Origin of the sequence: Paenarthrobacter sp. NPDC091669, from assembly GCF_044756725.1 — a bacterium.
GTDB lineage: Bacteria > Actinomycetota > Actinomycetes > Actinomycetales > Micrococcaceae > Arthrobacter > Arthrobacter bambusae_C.
Genome location: NZ_JBIVTK010000001.1, coordinates 288708 through 305945, shown reverse-complemented (window position 1 = coordinate 305945; position 17238 = coordinate 288708). Strand labels below are relative to the sequence as shown.

General features: G+C 62.9%; 18 protein-coding genes and 1 pseudogene. 15 read left to right on the top strand and 4 right to left on the bottom strand.

All coding sequences use genetic code 11. The features are described from left to right. Window positions 1-168 precede the first annotated feature (168 nt). Both ACIQLI_RS01385 and ACIQLI_RS01380 read left to right on the top strand, forming a co-directional pair. Window positions 169-1470, top strand: coding sequence for an SRPBCC family protein (locus tag ACIQLI_RS01385; protein ID WP_400384251.1), 1302 nt, complete (start codon window positions 169-171; stop codon window positions 1468-1470). Further along, window positions 1467-2879 (top strand): ferredoxin reductase, encoded by a 1413-nt coding sequence (locus tag ACIQLI_RS01380; protein WP_400384249.1) that lies wholly within the window; start codon window positions 1467-1469, stop codon window positions 2877-2879. The genes ACIQLI_RS01385 and ACIQLI_RS01380 overlap by 4 nt, the downstream gene beginning before the upstream one ends. Here the strand turns inward: ACIQLI_RS01380 and ACIQLI_RS01375 are convergent, their stop codons facing one another. Next, entirely contained in the window at window positions 2880-5033 is a 2154-nt protein-coding gene (locus ACIQLI_RS01375; RefSeq protein ID WP_400384246.1) for a glycogen debranching N-terminal domain-containing protein, read from the bottom strand. It lies immediately after the preceding gene. A gap of 278 nt (window positions 5034-5311) precedes the next feature. Between ACIQLI_RS01375 and ACIQLI_RS01370 the strand changes: the two genes are divergently transcribed. The 10 genes from ACIQLI_RS01370 (at window position 5312) to ACIQLI_RS01325 (ending at window position 12655) form a co-directional block, all read left to right on the top strand. Then, window positions 5312-5650 carry a hypothetical protein gene (locus tag ACIQLI_RS01370; protein ID WP_400384243.1) on the top strand — a complete coding sequence of 113 codons (339 nt, stop codon included), beginning with the start codon at window positions 5312-5314 and terminating at the stop codon, window positions 5648-5650. A gap of 91 nt (window positions 5651-5741) precedes the next feature. Beyond that, window positions 5742-7133, top strand: a complete 1392-nt coding sequence (locus tag ACIQLI_RS01365; protein ID WP_400384240.1) for a cryptochrome/photolyase family protein — start codon at window positions 5742-5744, stop codon at window positions 7131-7133. Between the two features lie 162 nt (window positions 7134-7295). Further along, complete coding sequence (locus tag ACIQLI_RS01360; protein WP_400384781.1) at window positions 7296-8795, top strand: CoA-acylating methylmalonate-semialdehyde dehydrogenase; 1500 nt, start codon at window positions 7296-7298, stop codon at window positions 8793-8795. After that, window positions 8795-9868, top strand: coding sequence for an enoyl-CoA hydratase/isomerase family protein (locus ACIQLI_RS01355; RefSeq protein WP_400384237.1), 1074 nt, complete (start codon window positions 8795-8797; stop codon window positions 9866-9868). Before ACIQLI_RS01360 ends, ACIQLI_RS01355 begins: the two co-directional genes overlap by 1 nt. Then, window positions 9865-10806 carry a 3-hydroxyisobutyrate dehydrogenase gene (mmsB, locus tag ACIQLI_RS01350; protein ID WP_400384234.1) on the top strand — a complete coding sequence of 314 codons (942 nt, stop codon included), beginning with the start codon at window positions 9865-9867 and terminating at the stop codon, window positions 10804-10806. Before ACIQLI_RS01355 ends, mmsB begins: the two co-directional genes overlap by 4 nt. 53 nt (window positions 10807-10859) lie before the next feature. Then, window positions 10860-11639, top strand: a complete 780-nt coding sequence (locus ACIQLI_RS01345) for an enoyl-CoA hydratase (RefSeq protein WP_400384232.1) — start codon at window positions 10860-10862, stop codon at window positions 11637-11639. Window positions 11640-11701: 62 nt separating this feature from the next. Next, the gene (locus ACIQLI_RS01340) at window positions 11702-11989 is read left to right on the top strand and encodes a DUF4190 domain-containing protein (RefSeq protein ID WP_400384229.1); all 288 of its coding nucleotides are present in this window, start codon (window positions 11702-11704) and stop codon (window positions 11987-11989) included. Window positions 11990-12113: 124 nt separating this feature from the next. Continuing rightward, window positions 12114-12254 carry a hypothetical protein gene (locus ACIQLI_RS01335; protein ID WP_400384226.1) on the top strand — a complete coding sequence of 47 codons (141 nt, stop codon included), beginning with the start codon at window positions 12114-12116 and terminating at the stop codon, window positions 12252-12254. 75 nt (window positions 12255-12329) lie between these two features. Further along, window positions 12330-12521, top strand: a complete 192-nt coding sequence (locus ACIQLI_RS01330) for a hypothetical protein (RefSeq protein WP_400384224.1) — start codon at window positions 12330-12332, stop codon at window positions 12519-12521. After that, window positions 12521-12655 (top strand): hypothetical protein, encoded by a 135-nt coding sequence (locus ACIQLI_RS01325; RefSeq protein WP_400384221.1) that lies wholly within the window; start codon window positions 12521-12523, stop codon window positions 12653-12655. The genes ACIQLI_RS01330 and ACIQLI_RS01325 overlap by 1 nt, the downstream gene beginning before the upstream one ends. Here ACIQLI_RS01325 and ACIQLI_RS01320 read toward each other — a convergent pair. Beyond that, window positions 12652-13314 (bottom strand): TenA family protein, encoded by a 663-nt coding sequence (locus tag ACIQLI_RS01320; RefSeq protein ID WP_400384219.1) that lies wholly within the window; start codon window positions 13312-13314, stop codon window positions 12652-12654. The genes ACIQLI_RS01325 and ACIQLI_RS01320 overlap by 4 nt on opposite strands. Before the next feature lie 106 nt (window positions 13315-13420). On the opposite strand from ACIQLI_RS01320, the gene ACIQLI_RS01315 reads away from it, so the two are divergent. Both ACIQLI_RS01315 and ACIQLI_RS01310 read left to right on the top strand, forming a co-directional pair. Then, entirely contained in the window at window positions 13421-14290 is an 870-nt protein-coding gene (locus ACIQLI_RS01315; RefSeq protein ID WP_400384216.1) for a universal stress protein, read from the top strand. A 59-nt stretch (window positions 14291-14349) separates the two neighbouring features. Further along, on the top strand, window positions 14350-15246 hold the full coding sequence (locus ACIQLI_RS01310) for a helix-turn-helix transcriptional regulator (RefSeq protein WP_400384214.1): 897 nt from the start codon (window positions 14350-14352) through the stop codon (window positions 15244-15246). A 503-nt stretch (window positions 15247-15749) separates the two neighbouring features. On the opposite strand, the gene ACIQLI_RS01305 is transcribed toward ACIQLI_RS01310, so the two are convergent. Then, the gene (locus ACIQLI_RS01305) at window positions 15750-16538 is read right to left on the bottom strand and encodes a hypothetical protein (RefSeq protein ID WP_400384211.1); all 789 of its coding nucleotides are present in this window, start codon (window positions 16536-16538) and stop codon (window positions 15750-15752) included. 275 nt (window positions 16539-16813) lie between these two features. On the opposite strand from ACIQLI_RS01305, the pseudogene ACIQLI_RS01300 reads away from it, so the two are divergent. Beyond that, window positions 16814-16948, top strand: a pseudogene (locus ACIQLI_RS01300) (SOS response-associated peptidase family protein); the annotation flags it as partial. Window positions 16949-16969: 21 nt separating this feature from the next. Here ACIQLI_RS01300 and ACIQLI_RS01295 read toward each other — a convergent pair. Next, window positions 16970-17227, bottom strand: coding sequence for a metal-sensitive transcriptional regulator (locus ACIQLI_RS01295; protein WP_014920545.1), 258 nt, complete (start codon window positions 17225-17227; stop codon window positions 16970-16972). Window positions 17228-17238 lie beyond the last annotated feature (11 nt).

Genomic DNA, 17238 nt, shown 5'->3' with positions numbered 1-17238 from the left:
CCCATCATGCACCTAATGTGCACGGTTATCTCCAAAATATTGCGCTTTTGTTGCAGGTCATTCATCCCTAATCTCGTACTACGAAGACTTCGATAACGCCGGTTGCGATGATGCACGCGGTCCCCAATGAAACACACACTTACACCCACGCCTCCTGGGAGGAAATACATGTCTGCTCCAGTCTTGCCCCTCAACTCACGCGGAAAACTCGCTTCATCCTTGCCTGCAGAGCAGCTGGAGGAAATCAGCAGGTTGTTCGAGTTCCGGCGCAAGGGATACTCCCTCGATGCGCCCTTCTACACCGACGCCACGATCTTCAAGATCGACATGGAAGCCATTTTCGGCCAGCACTGGATCTTTGCCGGAAGCATTGCCGAGTTGCCGGAGCCGGGCGACTACATCACTGTCGACTACGGCCCCTACTCCCTGATCGTGCTGCGCAATGACGACGGCGGCGTGAACGTCCTGCATAACGTCTGCCGCCACCGCGGTGCACGCGTCCTGACCGAGGCTGCCGGGTCAACAGGAAACCTCGTGTGCGGCTACCACTCCTGGACATACTCCCCGGAAGGAAACCTGATCCACGCCTCCGCACCGGGAGAGACGAAATTCGATAAGAGCTGCTTCGGCCTCAAGCGCGCCAACAGCCGAGTGGTGGCCGGGCTCATCTTCGTGTGCGTTGCAGACGAGCCGCCGGCAGATTTTGACGAAACGTCCAAGATCTTCGAGCCGTACCTGGCACCCCACGACCTCTCCAAGACGAAGATTGCCTACCAGCAGAACATCATCGAAGAGGGCAACTGGAAGCTCGTCATGGAGAACAACCGTGAGTGCTACCACTGCGACGGCCACCCGGAACTTGCCTGTTCGCTCTTCCCCACCTGGGGCCTGACGGAGGGGCTGATCCCGGCCCACCTTGAGGAAGTATGGGACCGCAACAAGGAAGCACAGGCCTCTCTTGAGGAGCGCTGCCGCCGCTACGGCCTGCCCTATGAGGTAGTGGAGGAGCTTGACACCCGGATCGCCGGAATCCGCATCTCCCGCGAATCGCTCGACGGCGAAGGCGAATCCTTCTCGGCCGATGGACGCAGGCTTTCCAAGAAGCTGCTCGGCGATTTGCGCGACTTCCGGTTGGGCCGCTGCTCCATGCACCTGCAGCCCAACAGCTGGTTCCACTTCCAGAGCGACCACGTCATCACTTTCGGCGTCTTCCCCATCAACGAACACCAGTCCCTGGTGCGCACCACTTGGCTGGTAGCTGACGACGCCGTGGAAGGCGTGGACTACGACCTCGAGAAGCTCACCTACACCTGGAAGCAGACCAACCTGCAGGACAAGGCATTCGTGGAGCTGTGCCAGACCGGTGCCGGAAGCCCCGCCTACGAGCCCGGCCCGTACATGAAGAGCGAGTACCAGGTGGAGGCTTTCATCAACTGGTACGTACAGCGTGTCCAGGAGCACTTGGCATGACCGAACTCCTCACTGAGACGCTGGTCCAGGAGCCACATCGCATTCGCGGCCTTGAAATGCCGTGGAACAGGGTGATGGGAAGCAGCGAGGGACCCGCCAGCGCAGCCCGTGCGTTGGGTCCCTGGCATCCGCAGGAGTTCATGGCCGAATGCGTGGAAATTGTTCCCGAAGTGGGCGGAATGATGACCTTTGTGTTCCGTCGCTCCGATGGTGCACCCCTGGCGTTCCGAGCCGGCCAGTACGTGAACGTGGCCTTCCCTGTGAACGGGGAAGACCAGGATCCGGCGGACCGAAGCTACTCGCTGTCCAGCGCCCCCACCAAGCCGTGGACTTTCGACATCACCGTCAAGCGCGATGCGACGGGCCTGGTTTCACCGTGGGTGCACGAGAACATCAAGCCCGGCACCGTCCTGGAGATGCTGGGGCCCGTAGGTGCCTTCCACCTGCCCGACGCCGACCGGCGGGCACGGTACCTCCTGCTGGCTGCGGGGGCGGGCATCACCCCCATCATGTCCATGGTGCGGACCATCCACTCCCTCCCTGGGCAGGCCGATGTGGTGGTGCTTTATCACGGGGCGGCGGACGAGGGTTTTGCCTTTAACAAGGAGCTCGCCTACATCGCCTCGGTGGACTCGCGCATCAAGGTGTTCTACTCCCTGGGCGATCGAGCCAAACCCGCGGACTGGGAAGGGCTGAGTGGAAGGCTCACGGCAGCAATGCTGGAGCAGGTGGCCCCGGATGCCAACGGCCGGCAAGTCTATGCGTGTGGTCCCGAGGGCTACTTGAACACCGCCACTGAGCTCCTGGGGAAGGTGGGCGTCGACGATACCTCCATCCACATGGAGTTCTTCACCGGCGATCGCCAGACCATCCTTGAATACCAGGAGGAGCTTGCGCACGCAGCGGACATCGCGGAGGAGATTGCCGAGGAAATCGCGGAATCCGCCGAGGACTACTACGAAAGCCAGCCCGCAGCGTTTGGGCTTTACGAGCCAGGTTACGACGCCGAGGGCACCCTGAAAGCGACCGGCCTGGAACTGGAATCCGCCGAGCCGGATCCGGCCGCCGAAGCGTCCGACGCCGGGGCAGACATGGAGCAGGAAGCTGCCACACCTGACGCTTCGAGCTTTGAGACTGTGGGAACCGGCAGCCTCACCCTGTCCTTCCTGCGCACGGGCATCAATGTGCGCGTGGACCCGTCCGAGCACATCCTGGGCCCGGCCCAGCGTGCCGGCGTCAGGATCGGCGCCAACTGCAAGGAGGGCATGTGCGGTTCGTGCAAAGTGGTCAAACTGTCCGGCGACATTGAGATGAACCATCAAGGTGGCATCCGTGCACGTGAGATTGACGCCGGTAAGTTCCTTCCCTGCTGCTCCACCGCAAAGACCGACATGGTGATTGACGCCTAGCTAAGGTTCAGCCCGCCTTAGCTCCGCCCGTTCCACCAACTCCGTGATCCACGGCCGTTGTGCGCGGTGGAGGGTCATGCCCTCGGGAAGTCCCTCCACCTGTGCCGACGAGCCCTCGATGTCTATGGTGATGCGTCCGCTTCCCATGGGGGCGTTGCTGATGTGCAGGTCGCCAAAGGACTCGGGCAGGACCGGGTCCAGCCAGAGCCCTCCCAGGGAGATGTGGGCGTCGTACCGCATGAGTCCGGTGATTAACTGGATGGGAGTGGTTGCAGCCCAGGCTTGTGGGGAACACGCCGTGGGGTACGGTACCGGTTCCCTGAACTGTTCGCGGGGAAAGCCGCAGAAGAGTTCCGGGAGTCTTCCGCCCGAGGACTCGGCCGCGTCAAGAAGGGCCGTGGCAATTCGCTGGGCTTCCTCCACGAATCCGTAACGGAGCAGCCCTGCCGCTATGAGGGCGTTGTCATGCGGCCAGACCGATCCGTTGTGGTAGCTGGCCGGGTTGTAGGCGCCCATGTCCGTGGCAAGCGTCCGGACGCCCCATCCACTGAACATCTCCGGAGACATCAACCGCTCCACCACCAGGGGTGCCTTGTCTTCATCCACCAGGCCAAACCACAGGCAGTGCCCCATGTTTGAAGCACAGGCGTCCACTGGCCGCTTGTCCTTGTCCAAGGCCACGGCGTAGTAGCCCTTGTCCGGGAGCCAAAACTCTTCGTTGAACTTCTTTTTCAGGCGATCCGCGCGTTCCCGGAGCTCCGCCGCCAAGGTGAGGTCGCCGTCGTCGTACGCCATCCAGGCGCGCGCCATATAGGCGCCATGCACGTACGCCTGGACTTCGCACAGCGCCAACGGTGGCTCAGCGATGGTGCCATCGGCAAAGTTGATGCCGTCCCAGGAATCCTTCCACCCCTGGTTGATGAGCCCATGCTGGTTGGGCCGCCCGTACTCCACGAAACCGTCGCCATCGCGATCGCCGTAGTCCCGGATCCAGTCAAGCGCACGGTCTGCGTTGGGGAGTAGCTCCGAAATGACGTCTTTGGCGAAGCCCCACCGGCTGACGGAGCCCAGGACAACCACAAAAAGGGGAGTGGCGTCCACGCTCCCGTAGTACGCGGACTTGCCGCCCAGGGCCAAGCCGCTGGAAACATCGAGCCGGACTTCATGCAGGATCTTCCCCGGCTCCTCCTCGCTTGCAGAGTCCACCACCGTTCCTTGCCGGTCAGCGAGGGTGCGGAGGGTTCCCAACGCCAGCGACGGGTCAACCGGCAACGCCATCTCGGATGCCCACAGCGAGTCCCGGCCGAACAACGTCATGAACCACGGCGCTCCGGCGGCCACCACCACCCTGTCCGGATGGTCCGGGTCCTGGATCCGCAGCGCCCCCAAGTCTTCGTAACTGCGGCTGAGAGTGCGTTGGATGGAACGGTTTCCCACCTGCAGACGGGGAATCTTGGCCACCCATTCCTGCCGACGGCGATCGCTGGGGGACATCTCGCCGCGGGACGGGTGTCCGGAGGGCGTTCCTGTGCCATCCCCGGCGGGAACAACACTCACACGGGTGCTCCAGCTTCCCGAAGACGGAATCTTTGCCGTGAAGCCCAAGGCCCGGGCTCCTGCGCCGGCGCCCTCAGCCCGGATCACCACGCCCTTGCGGATTCCCTCCCACTTTCCACGAATCACCAGGGAATCGCCCTCCGGGACGCGGGTTTCCTTCCATTCGCGGGTGATGCGGGCGTCCTTCACTTCAAAAAGGTCTGCAAAATCCGACTCGGCCGTCAGGAGAATCCGGCACTCCACGGGGTGCTTGGAGTAGTTGCGGACCGTGATCTCCTCGAAGATGCCTGCCCCGACTTCCCTGAGCCTCTCCACCAGCAGGGGGCTGTCCGCATAGCCATCGGAGCGGGGAACCCGTCCTGCGAACAGTGCGCGGTAGGGTTCCCGGATTTCTGCGGCCAAAGGCTCTACCACCTGGCCGTTGATGGTCAGTTCCCACCGCGAAAGAATGCGGGTATCCAGGTGGAAGACACCATGGGGCAGATCGGGATGGATGTCTCCGTTGGAGGAGGAAATGCAGAAGGACGAGCCTTCCACCAAAGTGATCGTGCCCGACCCCAAAGGCCCGGCCGCGGTGTCAGCATTCCAACCAGCCACTTCATGTTCCTTAGCACTGCGCCTGCGGATCGGTTGAGCCTATCGGCCGCTGGTGGCGGCCCTTCTGCATGGATGTAATTGACGGTACGCCGGAGAACGTACAGGCGCCAGAGTCAGGCCTGACCCGTCAAATCTGCGGCAGGCAAATGGTGCGCGGCACCCAAAGTTAACCTGGATTCCTCGTTCGCGCATCCGCAACAGGTCTATAGTGAGGGAACAGGACATTCGCTGATGCAGACCGGCGGCCCGATTTTTCTTCCGACGCCGGAGGCCCCGTAATGACCGACACCCAATTTGGCAGCTTTATCCGCGACTGCGTGGTGTTTGAGGACGACACTGAGAACGGCTTGGATTTTGACACTTTCTACGGCCTGTACATCAGCTGGTGCGTTCTCGGACGCAAAATCCCCATTCCCGACTCCGCCTTCAAAACCGCTCTCGAACTCGAGGGCCTCAAACCCATCAAAGAAAATGGCCGGCGGATCTACGCTGGCATGAGCATGGTTGGCCCGGCCGCGAGGGACTACGTGGTCAACAGTGTTCCTATGTGGAATGAAACAGCCCTTGATCTTCCGGTGGCTGAGATCCGTCAGCAAGCCGTCGCTTCCATCGCCTGATCCATACCAGCGAGCTTTCAGCCCATGCCCCTAGGATTCTTAGGGGGGCATGGGCTGTTCCTGTTTCCGGGGTGTGCGCTGAAAGGAATTGATGAAACCGTCCATCGTGTGGTTCCGGGACGACCTGAGGGTCGCCGACAACCCGGCCTTGCGGGCCGCCGTCGACGACGGCGAAGCCGTGGCCCTGTTCGTCCTCGACGAAGAATCTCCGGGCATCCGCGCCCATGGTGGCGCTGCGCGTTGGTGGCTCCACCATTCGCTGACGGCGCTGCGTGAAGAACTGGACAAACTCGGCATACCGCTGCTGCTCCGCCGCGGACCTGCCGCAGACGTAGTGCAGGCAACCGCGACGGCGGTTGGTGCGGGCGCGCTGTACTGGAACCGCCGGTACGGTGCGGCTGAGCGAACGGTCGACGCCGGACTCAAGGCCTGGGCGGCCGAGGCCGGGCTCCACGTAGCCAGCTTTCAGGCGTCCCTGCTTCATGAGCCGTGGAACGTGACCACCAAAACGGGTGGGCAATACAAAGTATTCACACCGTTCTGGCGGACGGTGTCCGCGCAGGAATTCCGCGAGCCGTTGGCCGTGCCCGCAAAGGGGCATGGTTACACGGGCAAACTGCCGGCGGATGAAAAGCTGGACTCCTGGCATCTCCTGCCCACCCATCCGGACTGGTCAGGGGGATTGGCCGGGATGTGGACGCCTGGAGCGGCTGCCGGCCACCAGCGTCTCGCTGCGTTCGTGGAGAAGGGGCTCTCCAACTACAGCGAGGGCCGGAACCGTCCGGATACCGATGGGAGCAGCTGCCTGTCGCCTTACCTGCGGTGGGGTGAGCTGAGCCCGTTTGAGGTGTGGCATGCGCTGGGCTCCAAGCGCTCCGAGAGTGCTTCCATTTACGCCTCCGAGCTGGGGTGGCGCGAATTCTGCTGGCACCAGTATTTCCACAACCCGGAGCTCGCCACCGCGAACCTTCGTCAAGAGTTTGATCGCTTCCCGTGGGCATGGCCCGGCAGCAGCGGAAGCAACGGAAAACATCCCGGCCACGAAAGCGCGCCGGAGGAGTTCCGCGCATGGCAGCAGGGCCGCACCGGGTTCCCCATGGTGGACGCCGGGCAACGCCAGCTATGGCACACAGGCTGGATGCACAACCGCGTGCGCATGGTGGCCGCCAGCTTCCTGGTGAAGAACCTGGGCATCCACTGGCAGCTCGGGGAGCAGTGGTTCTGGGACACCCTGGTGGATGCTGATCCGGCGTCGAATCCTGCCAACTGGCAATGGGTGGCAGGCTCCGGAGCAGACGCCTCGCCCTTCTTCAGGATCTTCAACCCTGAGGCCCAGCGGGTCAAGTTCGATCCCCAGGGGAAGTACATCGCCCATTGGATCCCCGAATTCGGAACGCCCGAATACCCGGAGGAAATTGTGGACCTCAAGACCACCCGGGCGGAAGCACTGGAAGCATACAAGGGGATGAAGGAAGTTCACTAGGACGCCACCACGCCCTGAAAACACCCCTCTGGAAATTAGTAGGAAGTCCGAGTATATTCGGGTTCAGAGATGACCTGGATCACAGTTGGTCACGTGTTCCCCGCAATGGTCCCAGCACCCAGCGGCACGGCAGTCATTCACGATGCAAAGGAGCATTCCACCATGGTGCGCGAGCTTTCACACTACGTAGACGGCCAGAGGATCGACGGCACGTCCGGCCGGTTCAGTGATGTCTACGATCCCTGCACGGGCGAAGTCCAGGCCCGGCTTCCGCTGGCCAGCGCCGACGAGGTCCGCAACGCCGTCGCAAATGCCGAGAAGGGCCAGCTCGAATGGGCGGCCATGAACCCGCAGCGCCGGGGACGCATTCTGCTCAAGTTCGTGGACCTGGTCAATGAGAACATGGACGAGCTCGCCACGCTCTTGTCCTCCGAGCATGGAAAGACCTTCGCGGACGCCAAGGGCGACATCCAGCGCGGCATCGAGGTAGTGGAGTTCTCCGCCGGCGCGCCGCATCTCCTCAAGGGCGAATTCTCGGACAACGCCGGCCAGGGGATCGACGTCCACTCGCTCCGCCAGCCACTCGGCGTGGTCGCAGGCATCACGCCCTTCAACTTCCCGGCCATGATTCCGCTGTGGAAGTCCGGCCCGGCGCTCGCAGCCGGCAACGCCTTCATCCTCAAGCCCTCCGAACGGGACCCGTCCGTGCCCCTTCGCCTCGCCGAGCTGTACAGCGAAGCCGGGGTTCCGAATGGCGTCTTCAACGTCATCAACGGTGACAAGGAAGCCGTGGATGCGCTGCTCGAAGATCCACGCGTGAAGGCCATCGGCTTTGTGGGCTCCACGCCGATCGCCCAGTACATCTATGCCACGGCAGCCGCGCACGGCAAGCGTGCACAGTGCTTCGGTGGGGCGAAGAACCACATGGTGATCATGCCCGACGCCGATCTGGACATGGCGGCCGACGCACTGATTGGTGCCGGGTACGGTTCCGCGGGCGAACGCTGCATGGCCATCTCCGTGGCCGTGCCCGTGGGACAGGAAACTGCCGATGCCCTGGTGGCCAAGCTGACCGAGCGCGTCAAGGACCTGAAGGTTGGCCACAGCCTGGACAAGGACTCGGACTTCGGGCCGGTCGTGGCAGCCTCTGCCAAGGAACGCATTGAGGGGTACATCCAGTCCGGCGTGGACGAAGGCGCAACCCTGGTCACCGACGGCCGCGGACTCACCGTGGACGGTTACGACGGCGGCTTCTGGGTTGGCCCCACCCTCTTCGACAACGTCACCAAGGACATGAAGATCTACAAGGAAGAGATCTTCGGACCTGTCCTGAGCGTGCTGCGGGCAGTTGACTACGACGAAGCACTCAGGCTCTGCAGCGAGCACGAGTTCGGCAACGGCGTCGCAATTTTCACCCGCGACGGCGACTCCGCCCGCGACTTCGCCAGCCGCGTGGAGGTGGGCATGGTGGGCATCAACGTGCCGATTCCCGTGCCGATTGCGTACTACACGTTCGGCGGCTGGAAAGCATCCGGCTTCGGCGACCTCAACCAGCACGGCGCCGACGCGTTCCGGTTCTACACCAAGACCAAGACCGTGACGTCGCGGTGGCCCTCCGGCATCCGCCAAGGTGCCAGCTTCATCATGCCGGCAGGCAGCTGATGCGGGCTGAAGAGGTAGAGGAAGAGGTCCTGTTTGAGCGTCGCGGCCACCTCGGCATCGTGACTCTCAACCGTCCGAAAGCCGTCAACGCCCTGAACGCGGGAATGGTGCAAGCCATGCTCCGTCAGCTGACGGATTGGGCCGACGACGACGCCGTTGCCACCGTTCTGGTGCGCGGCGCAGGAGACCGCGGGTTGTGCGCCGGTGGCGACATTGTGGCCATTTACAAGGACATGCTGCACAGCGGAACCGAAACCGCGGAGTTCTGGGCGGACGAGTACCGGCTGAACTCCTTGATTGCCCACTATCCCAAACCCTACGTGGCGTTCATGGACGGGCTGGTTTTGGGCGGTGGCGTTGGCATCTCAGCCCATGGCTCAGTGCGCGTGGTCACCGAACGGACACGTACCGGCATGCCGGAAACCACCATCGGTTTCGTGCCCGACGTCGGTGGCACCCTCCTGCTGTCGCGCTCGCCGGGGGAGACGGGAACCCACGCGGCCCTGACGGGAGCGCACCTGTCCGGTGCGGACGCGTTGTTCCTGGGACTCGCGGACCATTTTGTGCCGTCCGAAAACCTGCCCGCGCTGGCGGAAGCGCTGGAAAGCTCGACGCCGGAAGCCGCCGTCGAGCGCTTCACGCAAGCCGCGCCGGACTCGGCTGTGGCGGGCCAGCGCGAGTGGATCGACGCCGCGTACGTCCATGACGATGCCGAAGAGATTGTCCGGAGCCTGCGCTCTTTGGGCGACGAGGCAGCCGCCGCAGCCGACACGATTGAGGCGAAATCGCCCACATCCGTGAAGGTCGCTTTGGAATCGCTGCGCCGGGTGCGGGGGCTTTCCCTGGAGGAGGCTCTGGACCAGGAGTATCGCGTGGGGCTGCGCTGCCTTGCCGGTCCTGATTTCCGGGAGGGCATCCGTGCGCAGGTAGTGGACAAGGACAGGAATCCACAATGGATGCCGCCTGCCCTGGCCGACGTCCACGCGTCCGACGTCGAGGGCTACTTTGCGCCGCTCGGGGAACGGGAACTGGGTTTGGCCACACTGGGCAGCGAGTCGAAGGAGACGGTATGACGGAGAATGCAGCCATGTCAGATATCCAAGGATCGGAAACGGGACTCATCGCGTTCCTTGGCCTCGGACACATGGGTGGGCCGATGGCGGCGAACCTGATCAAGGCCGGGCATGACGTCATTGGCTACGATCCCGTTCCGGCGGCCGTGGAAGCGGCTGTGGCGCACGGAATTCCCATGGCATCGTCCGCGCAGGAGGCTGCAGCGGAGGCGGCCGTGGTACTGACCATGCTCCCCAGCGGCAAGCATGTCCTGGATGCCTACCGTGGGGTGGGCGGACCGGGGTTGCTTTCAGTTGTTAAGCCGGACACCCTGTTCCTGGACTGCTCCACCATCAATGTGGACGAAGCCCGGGAAGCTGCCGCTCTGGCCGTAGCGGCGGCTCACCGATCGGTGGACGCGCCCGTGTCCGGTGGCGTAGTGGGCGCCGAAGCCGGAACGTTGACCTTTATGGTGGGTGCCTTGCCGGAGGACTTCGAGACCGTAAAGCCCATTTTGGAGCTCATGGGCAAGAGGATCGTCCACTGCGGAGACCACGGCGCCGGGCAGGCTGCCAAGGTCTGCAACAACATGATCCTGGGGGTGTCCATGATTGCTGTTGCCGAGGCATTCGTGCTGGGCGAGAAGCTGGGCCTCACACATCAGGCATTGTTCGACGTCGCCTCCAATGCGTCCGGGCAATGCTGGGCGCTCACGACCAACTGTCCTGTTCCCGGACCGGTGCCCACCAGCCCGGCCAACCGCGACTACCAGCCGGGCTTTGCCGGAGCCTTGATGGCCAAGGACCTGCGCCTGGCCCTGAATGCGTTGGAAAGCACTGGCGTCGCGGCGGAGATGGGGCCGCTGGCATCACGAATCTACGACGCTTTTGCAGCGGGCGAAGGCGCCGGCAGGGACTTCTCCGGCATCATTACGGAGATCCGGGACAAGTCCGTGTGAGAGGTTGGAACTGAGTGGTTGAGGGATTGTTGGGCATGGCGGAGAGGGAGAGCATGACGGAGCAGTACCAGAACATTGTGGTGGAACGGCGGGGCCGGGTTGGACTGGTGACCCTGAACCGGCCGGAAGCGTTGAATGCGCTGAACACCGCACTCATGAACGAGCTCGTGGACGCTGTTTCCGCCATGGACACCGACCCCGACGTGGGCGCCGTGGTGATCACGGGATCCGCCAAGGCGTTCGCTGCCGGCGCCGACATCAAGGAAATGTCCTCCAACAGCTACATGGACATGTACGCCGCAGACTGGTTCCGCCGGTGGGAGGACCTCACCCGGCTCCGCATTCCCGTCATTGCCGCTGTCTCGGGCTTTGCCCTGGGGGGCGGCTGCGAACTGGCTATGATGGCCGATTTCATCATTGCCGGGGACAACGCCAAGTTCGGCCAGCCGGAGATCAACCTGGGCGTCATCCCTGGCATGGGCGGCTCCCAGCGGCTGACCCGCGCCGTGGGCAAGGCCAAGGCGATGGACATGGTCCTGACGGGCCGGTTCATGGACGCGGACGAAGCCGAACGGTCCGGCCTGGTCTCCAGGGTGGTTCCCGCCGCTGAGGTCATCGACGAAGCAGTGAAGGCAGCAGAAGTCATCGCGTCCAAGTCCAAGCCCGCCGCCATGGTGGCCAAGGAAGCCGTCAACGCGGCCTTCGAGATGGGGCTGTCCCAAGGTGTTGTGTTCGAACGGAGGGTGTTCCACTCGCTCTTCGCCACCGAGGACCAAAAGGAGGGCATGGCCGCGTTCAGCGAGAAGCGCCAACCCGAGTTCAAACACCGGTAATTCGCGCGTGTTTTCGGGTGTGGCGGGGATAGACTCGGTGCACTTACACATGGGGAGAGAACATGTCAACGGAGATCGTTCAGGCTAACCACACTGAAGCATCCACCCAGCCGATCAATCGGCAGGCCCTGGTGGCTGCAGCCATGGCCGTCCTTGCCCTTGTGGGGCTGTTTTTCGCGGGCATGGCAGTGATCGCGATATTCGTGGTGGGGGCAGGCCATATGGCCCTCAACCAGATCGAGCAGCGCGGCGAACGTGGACGGGGATTCGCCATTGCCGCTTTGGTAGTGGGTTACGGCATCGGGGTCCTGTCCTTGGGCTCGGCGCTGATCTTCGCTTTCACGGGCTAGTGCCTGCAGCTCCGCTGCTTCAGTCCGTTTAGTGGGGCGCAGCTCACGGTCCTTCCTTCGTCACGTTCCACCTGATTGCGCCTCCTACTGATGGATATACAAGCAGGCGAGACCGAGGGAAACCATGACCTGGCAATTTTGCGACAACGATCACTGCCCCGAGAGCTGGCATTGGACCACTCTGGCGGGAACGCCGGAGTCCTGCAGTGGCTCCGGCGAACAGGACAACCGCACAGGGGTTGTCCGCTCCTACTTCGCGGCGTAGGCTCCTGCGGGCCACCACCCGCATTCGAGGAGTGAGTCATGGGACAGCTGATCGTGCAGGATTTTGTCACCGCCGATGGTTTCGCGCCAGCTGAAGGAAGCCCCCTGGGGCGACTTTCCGCCGTCGAACGTTGAATCCGGCGACGTGATCGAGGCGATCCGCCGTATCAAGCGCGAGTCCACCAAGGACATTGTGCTGTGGGGCAGTCTGTCCCTCGGTGAGACGTTCTTCGCGGCAGCGAGGTGGACGCGGTCCGGCTGGTGGTGATGCCGGTCGGCCAGGGCGCCGGCAGGGGCGTGTTCCCCGCCGGGCACGACCCCGCCCTTCTGAAACTCGTGGACGTGAACAGCTACGACCAAGGCTTGGTGGAGCTCAGTTACACCGTCCGGAAGCAGGGCTAGCTGACAGCGGCGGGGGTCAGCACTGCGTCAAAGAACGCCCGCTCCAGCCGCACCGCTTCCGCGAAGACCGCAGCAACGCGCTGCCGCTCCTGAGGCAGTGAAGGCTCGACGGCGTCGAACTCGTCGCGCAGCCACGTCACCCACGCGTTGTACTCGAGGTTGTTGTGGAGACGGATCCACTCGGCGTGCTTTGCTTCGGCGGGCCACTGGGTGGGGTCTCCCGCGCGGGCTGCCCACTCTCCGTACAGCCATTCCGCCACCAGGAGCACGGCGAGGACCTCCGGGTAAGAACGGGTAGCGAGGGCGCTGCGCATGAGGGCGTCGAAGTCCCGGGTGGTCGTTCCCAGAGTGGGTGCTGTTCTGTCTGCTTCCGGCACATTCAGTTCCTCGAAGCAATCCTGGAAGTACGTATTTTCGTCCGATGCGAAGGCCCCGAGGACACCTGCGAACACCAGCCGGGAAGGCAACGAAGGCGCCGAAGCTACGGCCTGGCCCAGGAGGGCGGTGAAAGCATCGCAGAACTGGTAGTCCTGCACGAGGTAGTGGCGCAGCTGCTCATCGGGAAGGGACCCGTCCAGCAGTTGGTCCACGAACGGATGGTTGACGGCGGCGTCCCAATCCCCTGCGGACTGGTTCTTGAGTTCTTCGGCAAAGCCCACGGTGTTTCCTCCTGAAGTGTCAGCATCGGAGCCTAGCAGCGTGTTGCGTTGTGGCGGCGGGCATGACGCTATGGTGCCGCTCCCGGTGCCGGCGTAGGCTCTGGCCATGACGAACGAGGGCGCATCGAAGACGATCGTGGTTGGCTATGACGGATCCGAAGAATCGAACCGCGCCGTTCAGTGGGCCGCCAAGCATGCGATCCTGCGTGACTGTTCCCTCCGCGTGGTGCACTGCTCCTTGTGGGTACTGCTGTCCCACAACAGGGGACCCGTTCCAGGGGTTGCCGATAGTGGTCTGGAACGGGCTGCCCAGAAAGTTCTGGAGGAAGGTGTTGTCCTCGCCAAGGAGACCGTCCCCGAGCTGGAAGTCCACACCACTTTGTTGCATGGGATGCCCCGCGATCACCTGGCCCACGTTTCAGCCGGTGCTGCGATGTTGGTGCTCGGAAGCCGGGGACTTGGCGGGTTCATGGGTTTGCTGGTGGGATCCGTCAGCCTGGAGTTGGCCGCGACGGCAGAATGTCCTGTGGCCGTGATCCGTGCTGACGACAACCCTGATGGTTTTGTGTTGCTTGCCGTGGATGACTCGGGATCACCGGCGGCACTGGAAGATGCCTGCCATTTCGCTGAAGCAACAGGTGCTGATCTCAAGATCGTGCATGTGCTCCATGAACCTGCAGGGTACCGGCGGTTGCGCGATCCCGTAGAAGACTATCCCGAAGCAGAAGCCCTCCTGGATTCCGTCATGAGCCACGCCCGGCACAAGGCTCCCGGAATAAAGGTGGCCGGAGAATTGCTGGTGGATGCTTCCTTCTCCCGGGCCGTGGTCAAAGCCTCGCAAGGAGCCCGCCTGACGGTGGTGGGGACCAAAGGGCACGGGCTCATCAAGGGCACCATCGGCTCCACGGCACACGCTGTCCTGCACCATGCCCACAGCCCGGTGTTGGTGTCCCGCCGGAAGGCCGAGCCCGCATAAGCCGGTGGAGGCCCTCGCAGGGACTCCCTCCCGCGACGGCCCGGAACTAGGGTGAAGGTATGGATAATCGGGCTGAAGTACGCGAATTCCTGATCTCCAGGCGCGCCCAGGTGGCACCGGAGCAGGTTGGATTGCCCGTCGGCTCGAATCGGCGGGTCAAAGGATTGCGTCGCAGCGAGGTGGCCACCCTTGCCGGGTTGAGCGTGGAGTACTACACGCGTTTGGAGCGCGGCGCCATCAGCGGAGCCTCCCCACAAGTTCTTGAGAGTCTCGCGAGGGCGCTGAACCTCGATGATGCCGAGCGGGCCCACCTCTTCGATCTCGCCCACGCCGCCAGTCCGGTAGCGCGTCCGCCGAGGCGACGGAACTCCAAGACCTATGTGCCGCATCAGAGCCTGCAATGGGCGCTTGATGCGGTGACGGCCGGACCCGCATTCGTCCGCAACGGCCGGATGGACCTGCTGGCGGTAAATCCGTTGGCCCGGGCGTTCTACAAGGACTGTTATGACATGCCGGGCCAGGCGCCCAACATCGCGCGGTTCACATTCCTGGATGACCGTGCCCACGAGTTCTACCCGGACTGGGATGCCTTTGCGGAGGTGACCGTTTCCATCCTGCGCACGGAGGCTGGGCGGGACCCGCACAACAAGGAGCTTCACGACCTCATTGGCGAACTCAGCACCCGCAGCGAGGAATTCCGTACTCGCTGGGGCGCGCATAACGTCCGTCATCACGGCACGGGCTTCAAGACGTTCAATCATCCGGTGGTGGGCGAAATGACCCTCGCCTTCGAAGGCTTGGAAATGGCCGCAGAACCCGGATTGACCCTCACCATCTACGCAGCGGAACCCGGATCGCCGTCGGCCGAGCGTCTCCAGCTGTTGGCATCGTGGGCGGCCAGCGAATACGGGCAAGGCGTCCACCCGGCGTCGGAAAAGACACGAACGGATGGCTGACCGCCGGACAGCTCAGCGGCTGACTTCTACGCGGACCGCTGGCTCCCGAACCGTGTGAGTTCCGCCGGTGTGGCGTTGCCCTCTGCTGCGTCCTCACCTACGCCCGGCATTCCGCGGGCGCATGATCCTGCGCTCCACGGAAACCGCCGCCGCGTGGGAGAACGCGCCGCTGCTGGAGGAGTGGTTCAGGAGTTTATTACAACCGCCGCTTCAACCCATCGTGCACCGGGACTACAAGACAGTAGGGGTGAGATTGACGCTGCCCGGAATGGCCGAAGACTGGCCGTTCGACGCGCACCCACCGTTTGGTGGTTGCTGGCTGCCGTTGTCTAAACAGTTGTGCTCGTACGTGTTCTCAATGGCTGGGAACAGTCTCGGCGGGAGGTGTTCCAGTTCGCAGGAAGTGGGACACGGGTGGGCATTGGCCGTGATGGTGATGGTCTGGTGTGGAGTTGGAGAATACGTCGGAGCCCGCTACTGCGATCGGCCATCGGATCAGCTGGTCACTTGTAGGACTCGAACACGATTGAGTCGAAGACAGTGCGGGCCTCTCTCGTCAGTTCGGGATTGATCGATTCGTCGATATGGCCCACCGCGACAACAGCCCGCTTGCCGTTCAGGTCGACCACCCGGTAGGTTTCGTGTTGATTCTGAGTTTTGTACCAGCGTGAGCAGCGTTGTGTATCTTCTGAGTGGATGCATAACTGATCGCCGTTGCAGGCTGTGATGTCCACGTTGTCCTCGATGGAGTGGTCGAACTCGAAGCCGGAGTAATTGCCTACCACGATCTCGGCGGGAGGGGTGCTTGCCGTTGACGACTGCGCCGCCATCGCGTCAACGAATGCCTTGGCCGACGGACCGGAATCGGCAAGGGCGCCCCGCCAGGTGCATGCGTCCATCGCCACATAGTACGCGCGCGAAAGAGTCAGGTAGACGGCCCATTCAGCCGGGTGATCCGGGTCGTCCTTGCCCAGGCTGTTGCCGTCCAGAGCAAACCAGCCGTCTGGGACGGTGATCTGGAAAGGCTCCTTGTAGCCGGCGACGGGGACCAGGTATGTGCCGGCGTCGATATCGCCACTGTCCGGCAGCGTGCGGACCGTGCGAGGATTGCGACTCTCCGGCAGCGGTGGGTCCCTGCGGGCCTCCATCATCGAAGAAGTGACTGACGGGAGCGAGGCGTCTTTAGATTCATACTCACACCCGCCGAGACATCCAATCAGTGCGATAGTCAGCAAGGGCAAGAGATGGCGCGACTGCTTGGCGGCCTTTTCGAGCGGTGTCATGGAACTCATTGATCCACCAAGCCACTACAAGGTGTTTTGAGGCCCCGTGGCCGGGTGGCCCCCGCGGCGTCCCGGGACGGGACGCCGTCGCCTCAAGTCTCCTCTGGTAAAGAACCCGTGACAATGTCGAGTTGGACTGAGACCAGTTTCGACTCAAACTATCAGCCGTCCCCTATGTTCCGGCTCCAAGGAAGTGGGACTGCTAAAAGGGCAGGCACCGATACAAGGCGTACCGAAGGGGCCCTAGACCTCCGCGTTAAGGGCTTTTTGGGCAGAATGGGCTCCTGTGCGGCAGATACGCGATGTCCAAAGCAACAAGCGACGTTCTCAACCACTTCGAAGCCAAAGTAGTTGAAGGCAGTACTCCAGAGCCTAGCTGGAATGTCGCACCGACACAGAACGTGCCGGTCGTGGCCGAACGCACCGCCCAACCGCAGTCCTCAGGCGAGGGAGAGGAAGAGCTTTTCCAAGTCCTTCTTGTCCATCGTTGCGTCTTTTTGGACAATGCACTGCTCAAGGCCCGTTGCGATGATGGCGAACCCTGCCCGGTCCAGCGCCTTCGATACGGCTGCGAGTTGGGTGACGACGTCCTTGCAGTCCCGGCCTTCTTCAAGCATGCGGGTGACTGCGGACAGTTGGCCTTGGGCTCGCTTGAGCCGGTTGATGACAGGGGTCAGTTCTGAGGGATTGAGTTCCACGGGTTTCTCCA

Coding starts and splice junctions, on each gene's coding strand:
- mmsB (WP_400384234.1), top strand. CDS start 9,865: ATGACGGAGAATGCAGCCATGTCAGATATCCAAGGATCGGAAACGGGA.
- ACIQLI_RS01310 (WP_400384214.1), top strand. CDS start 14,350: ATGGATAATCGGGCTGAAGTACGCGAATTCCTGATCTCCAGGCGCGCC.
- ACIQLI_RS01345 (WP_400384232.1), top strand. CDS start 10,860: ATGACGGAGCAGTACCAGAACATTGTGGTGGAACGGCGGGGCCGGGTT.
- ACIQLI_RS01340 (WP_400384229.1), top strand. CDS start 11,702: ATGTCAACGGAGATCGTTCAGGCTAACCACACTGAAGCATCCACCCAG.
- ACIQLI_RS01360 (WP_400384781.1), top strand. CDS start 7,296: ATGGTGCGCGAGCTTTCACACTACGTAGACGGCCAGAGGATCGACGGC.
- ACIQLI_RS01305 (WP_400384211.1), bottom strand. CDS start 16,538: ATGAGTTCCATGACACCGCTCGAAAAGGCCGCCAAGCAGTCGCGCCAT.
- ACIQLI_RS01370 (WP_400384243.1), top strand. CDS start 5,312: ATGACCGACACCCAATTTGGCAGCTTTATCCGCGACTGCGTGGTGTTT.
- ACIQLI_RS01335 (WP_400384226.1), top strand. CDS start 12,114: ATGACCTGGCAATTTTGCGACAACGATCACTGCCCCGAGAGCTGGCAT.
- ACIQLI_RS01380 (WP_400384249.1), top strand. CDS start 1,467: ATGACCGAACTCCTCACTGAGACGCTGGTCCAGGAGCCACATCGCATT.
- ACIQLI_RS01385 (WP_400384251.1), top strand. CDS start 169: ATGTCTGCTCCAGTCTTGCCCCTCAACTCACGCGGAAAACTCGCTTCA.
- ACIQLI_RS01325 (WP_400384221.1), top strand. CDS start 12,521: ATGCCGGTCGGCCAGGGCGCCGGCAGGGGCGTGTTCCCCGCCGGGCAC.
- ACIQLI_RS01315 (WP_400384216.1), top strand. CDS start 13,421: ATGACGAACGAGGGCGCATCGAAGACGATCGTGGTTGGCTATGACGGA.
- ACIQLI_RS01355 (WP_400384237.1), top strand. CDS start 8,795: ATGCGGGCTGAAGAGGTAGAGGAAGAGGTCCTGTTTGAGCGTCGCGGC.
- ACIQLI_RS01330 (WP_400384224.1), top strand. CDS start 12,330: ATGGTTTCGCGCCAGCTGAAGGAAGCCCCCTGGGGCGACTTTCCGCCG.
- ACIQLI_RS01365 (WP_400384240.1), top strand. CDS start 5,742: ATGAAACCGTCCATCGTGTGGTTCCGGGACGACCTGAGGGTCGCCGAC.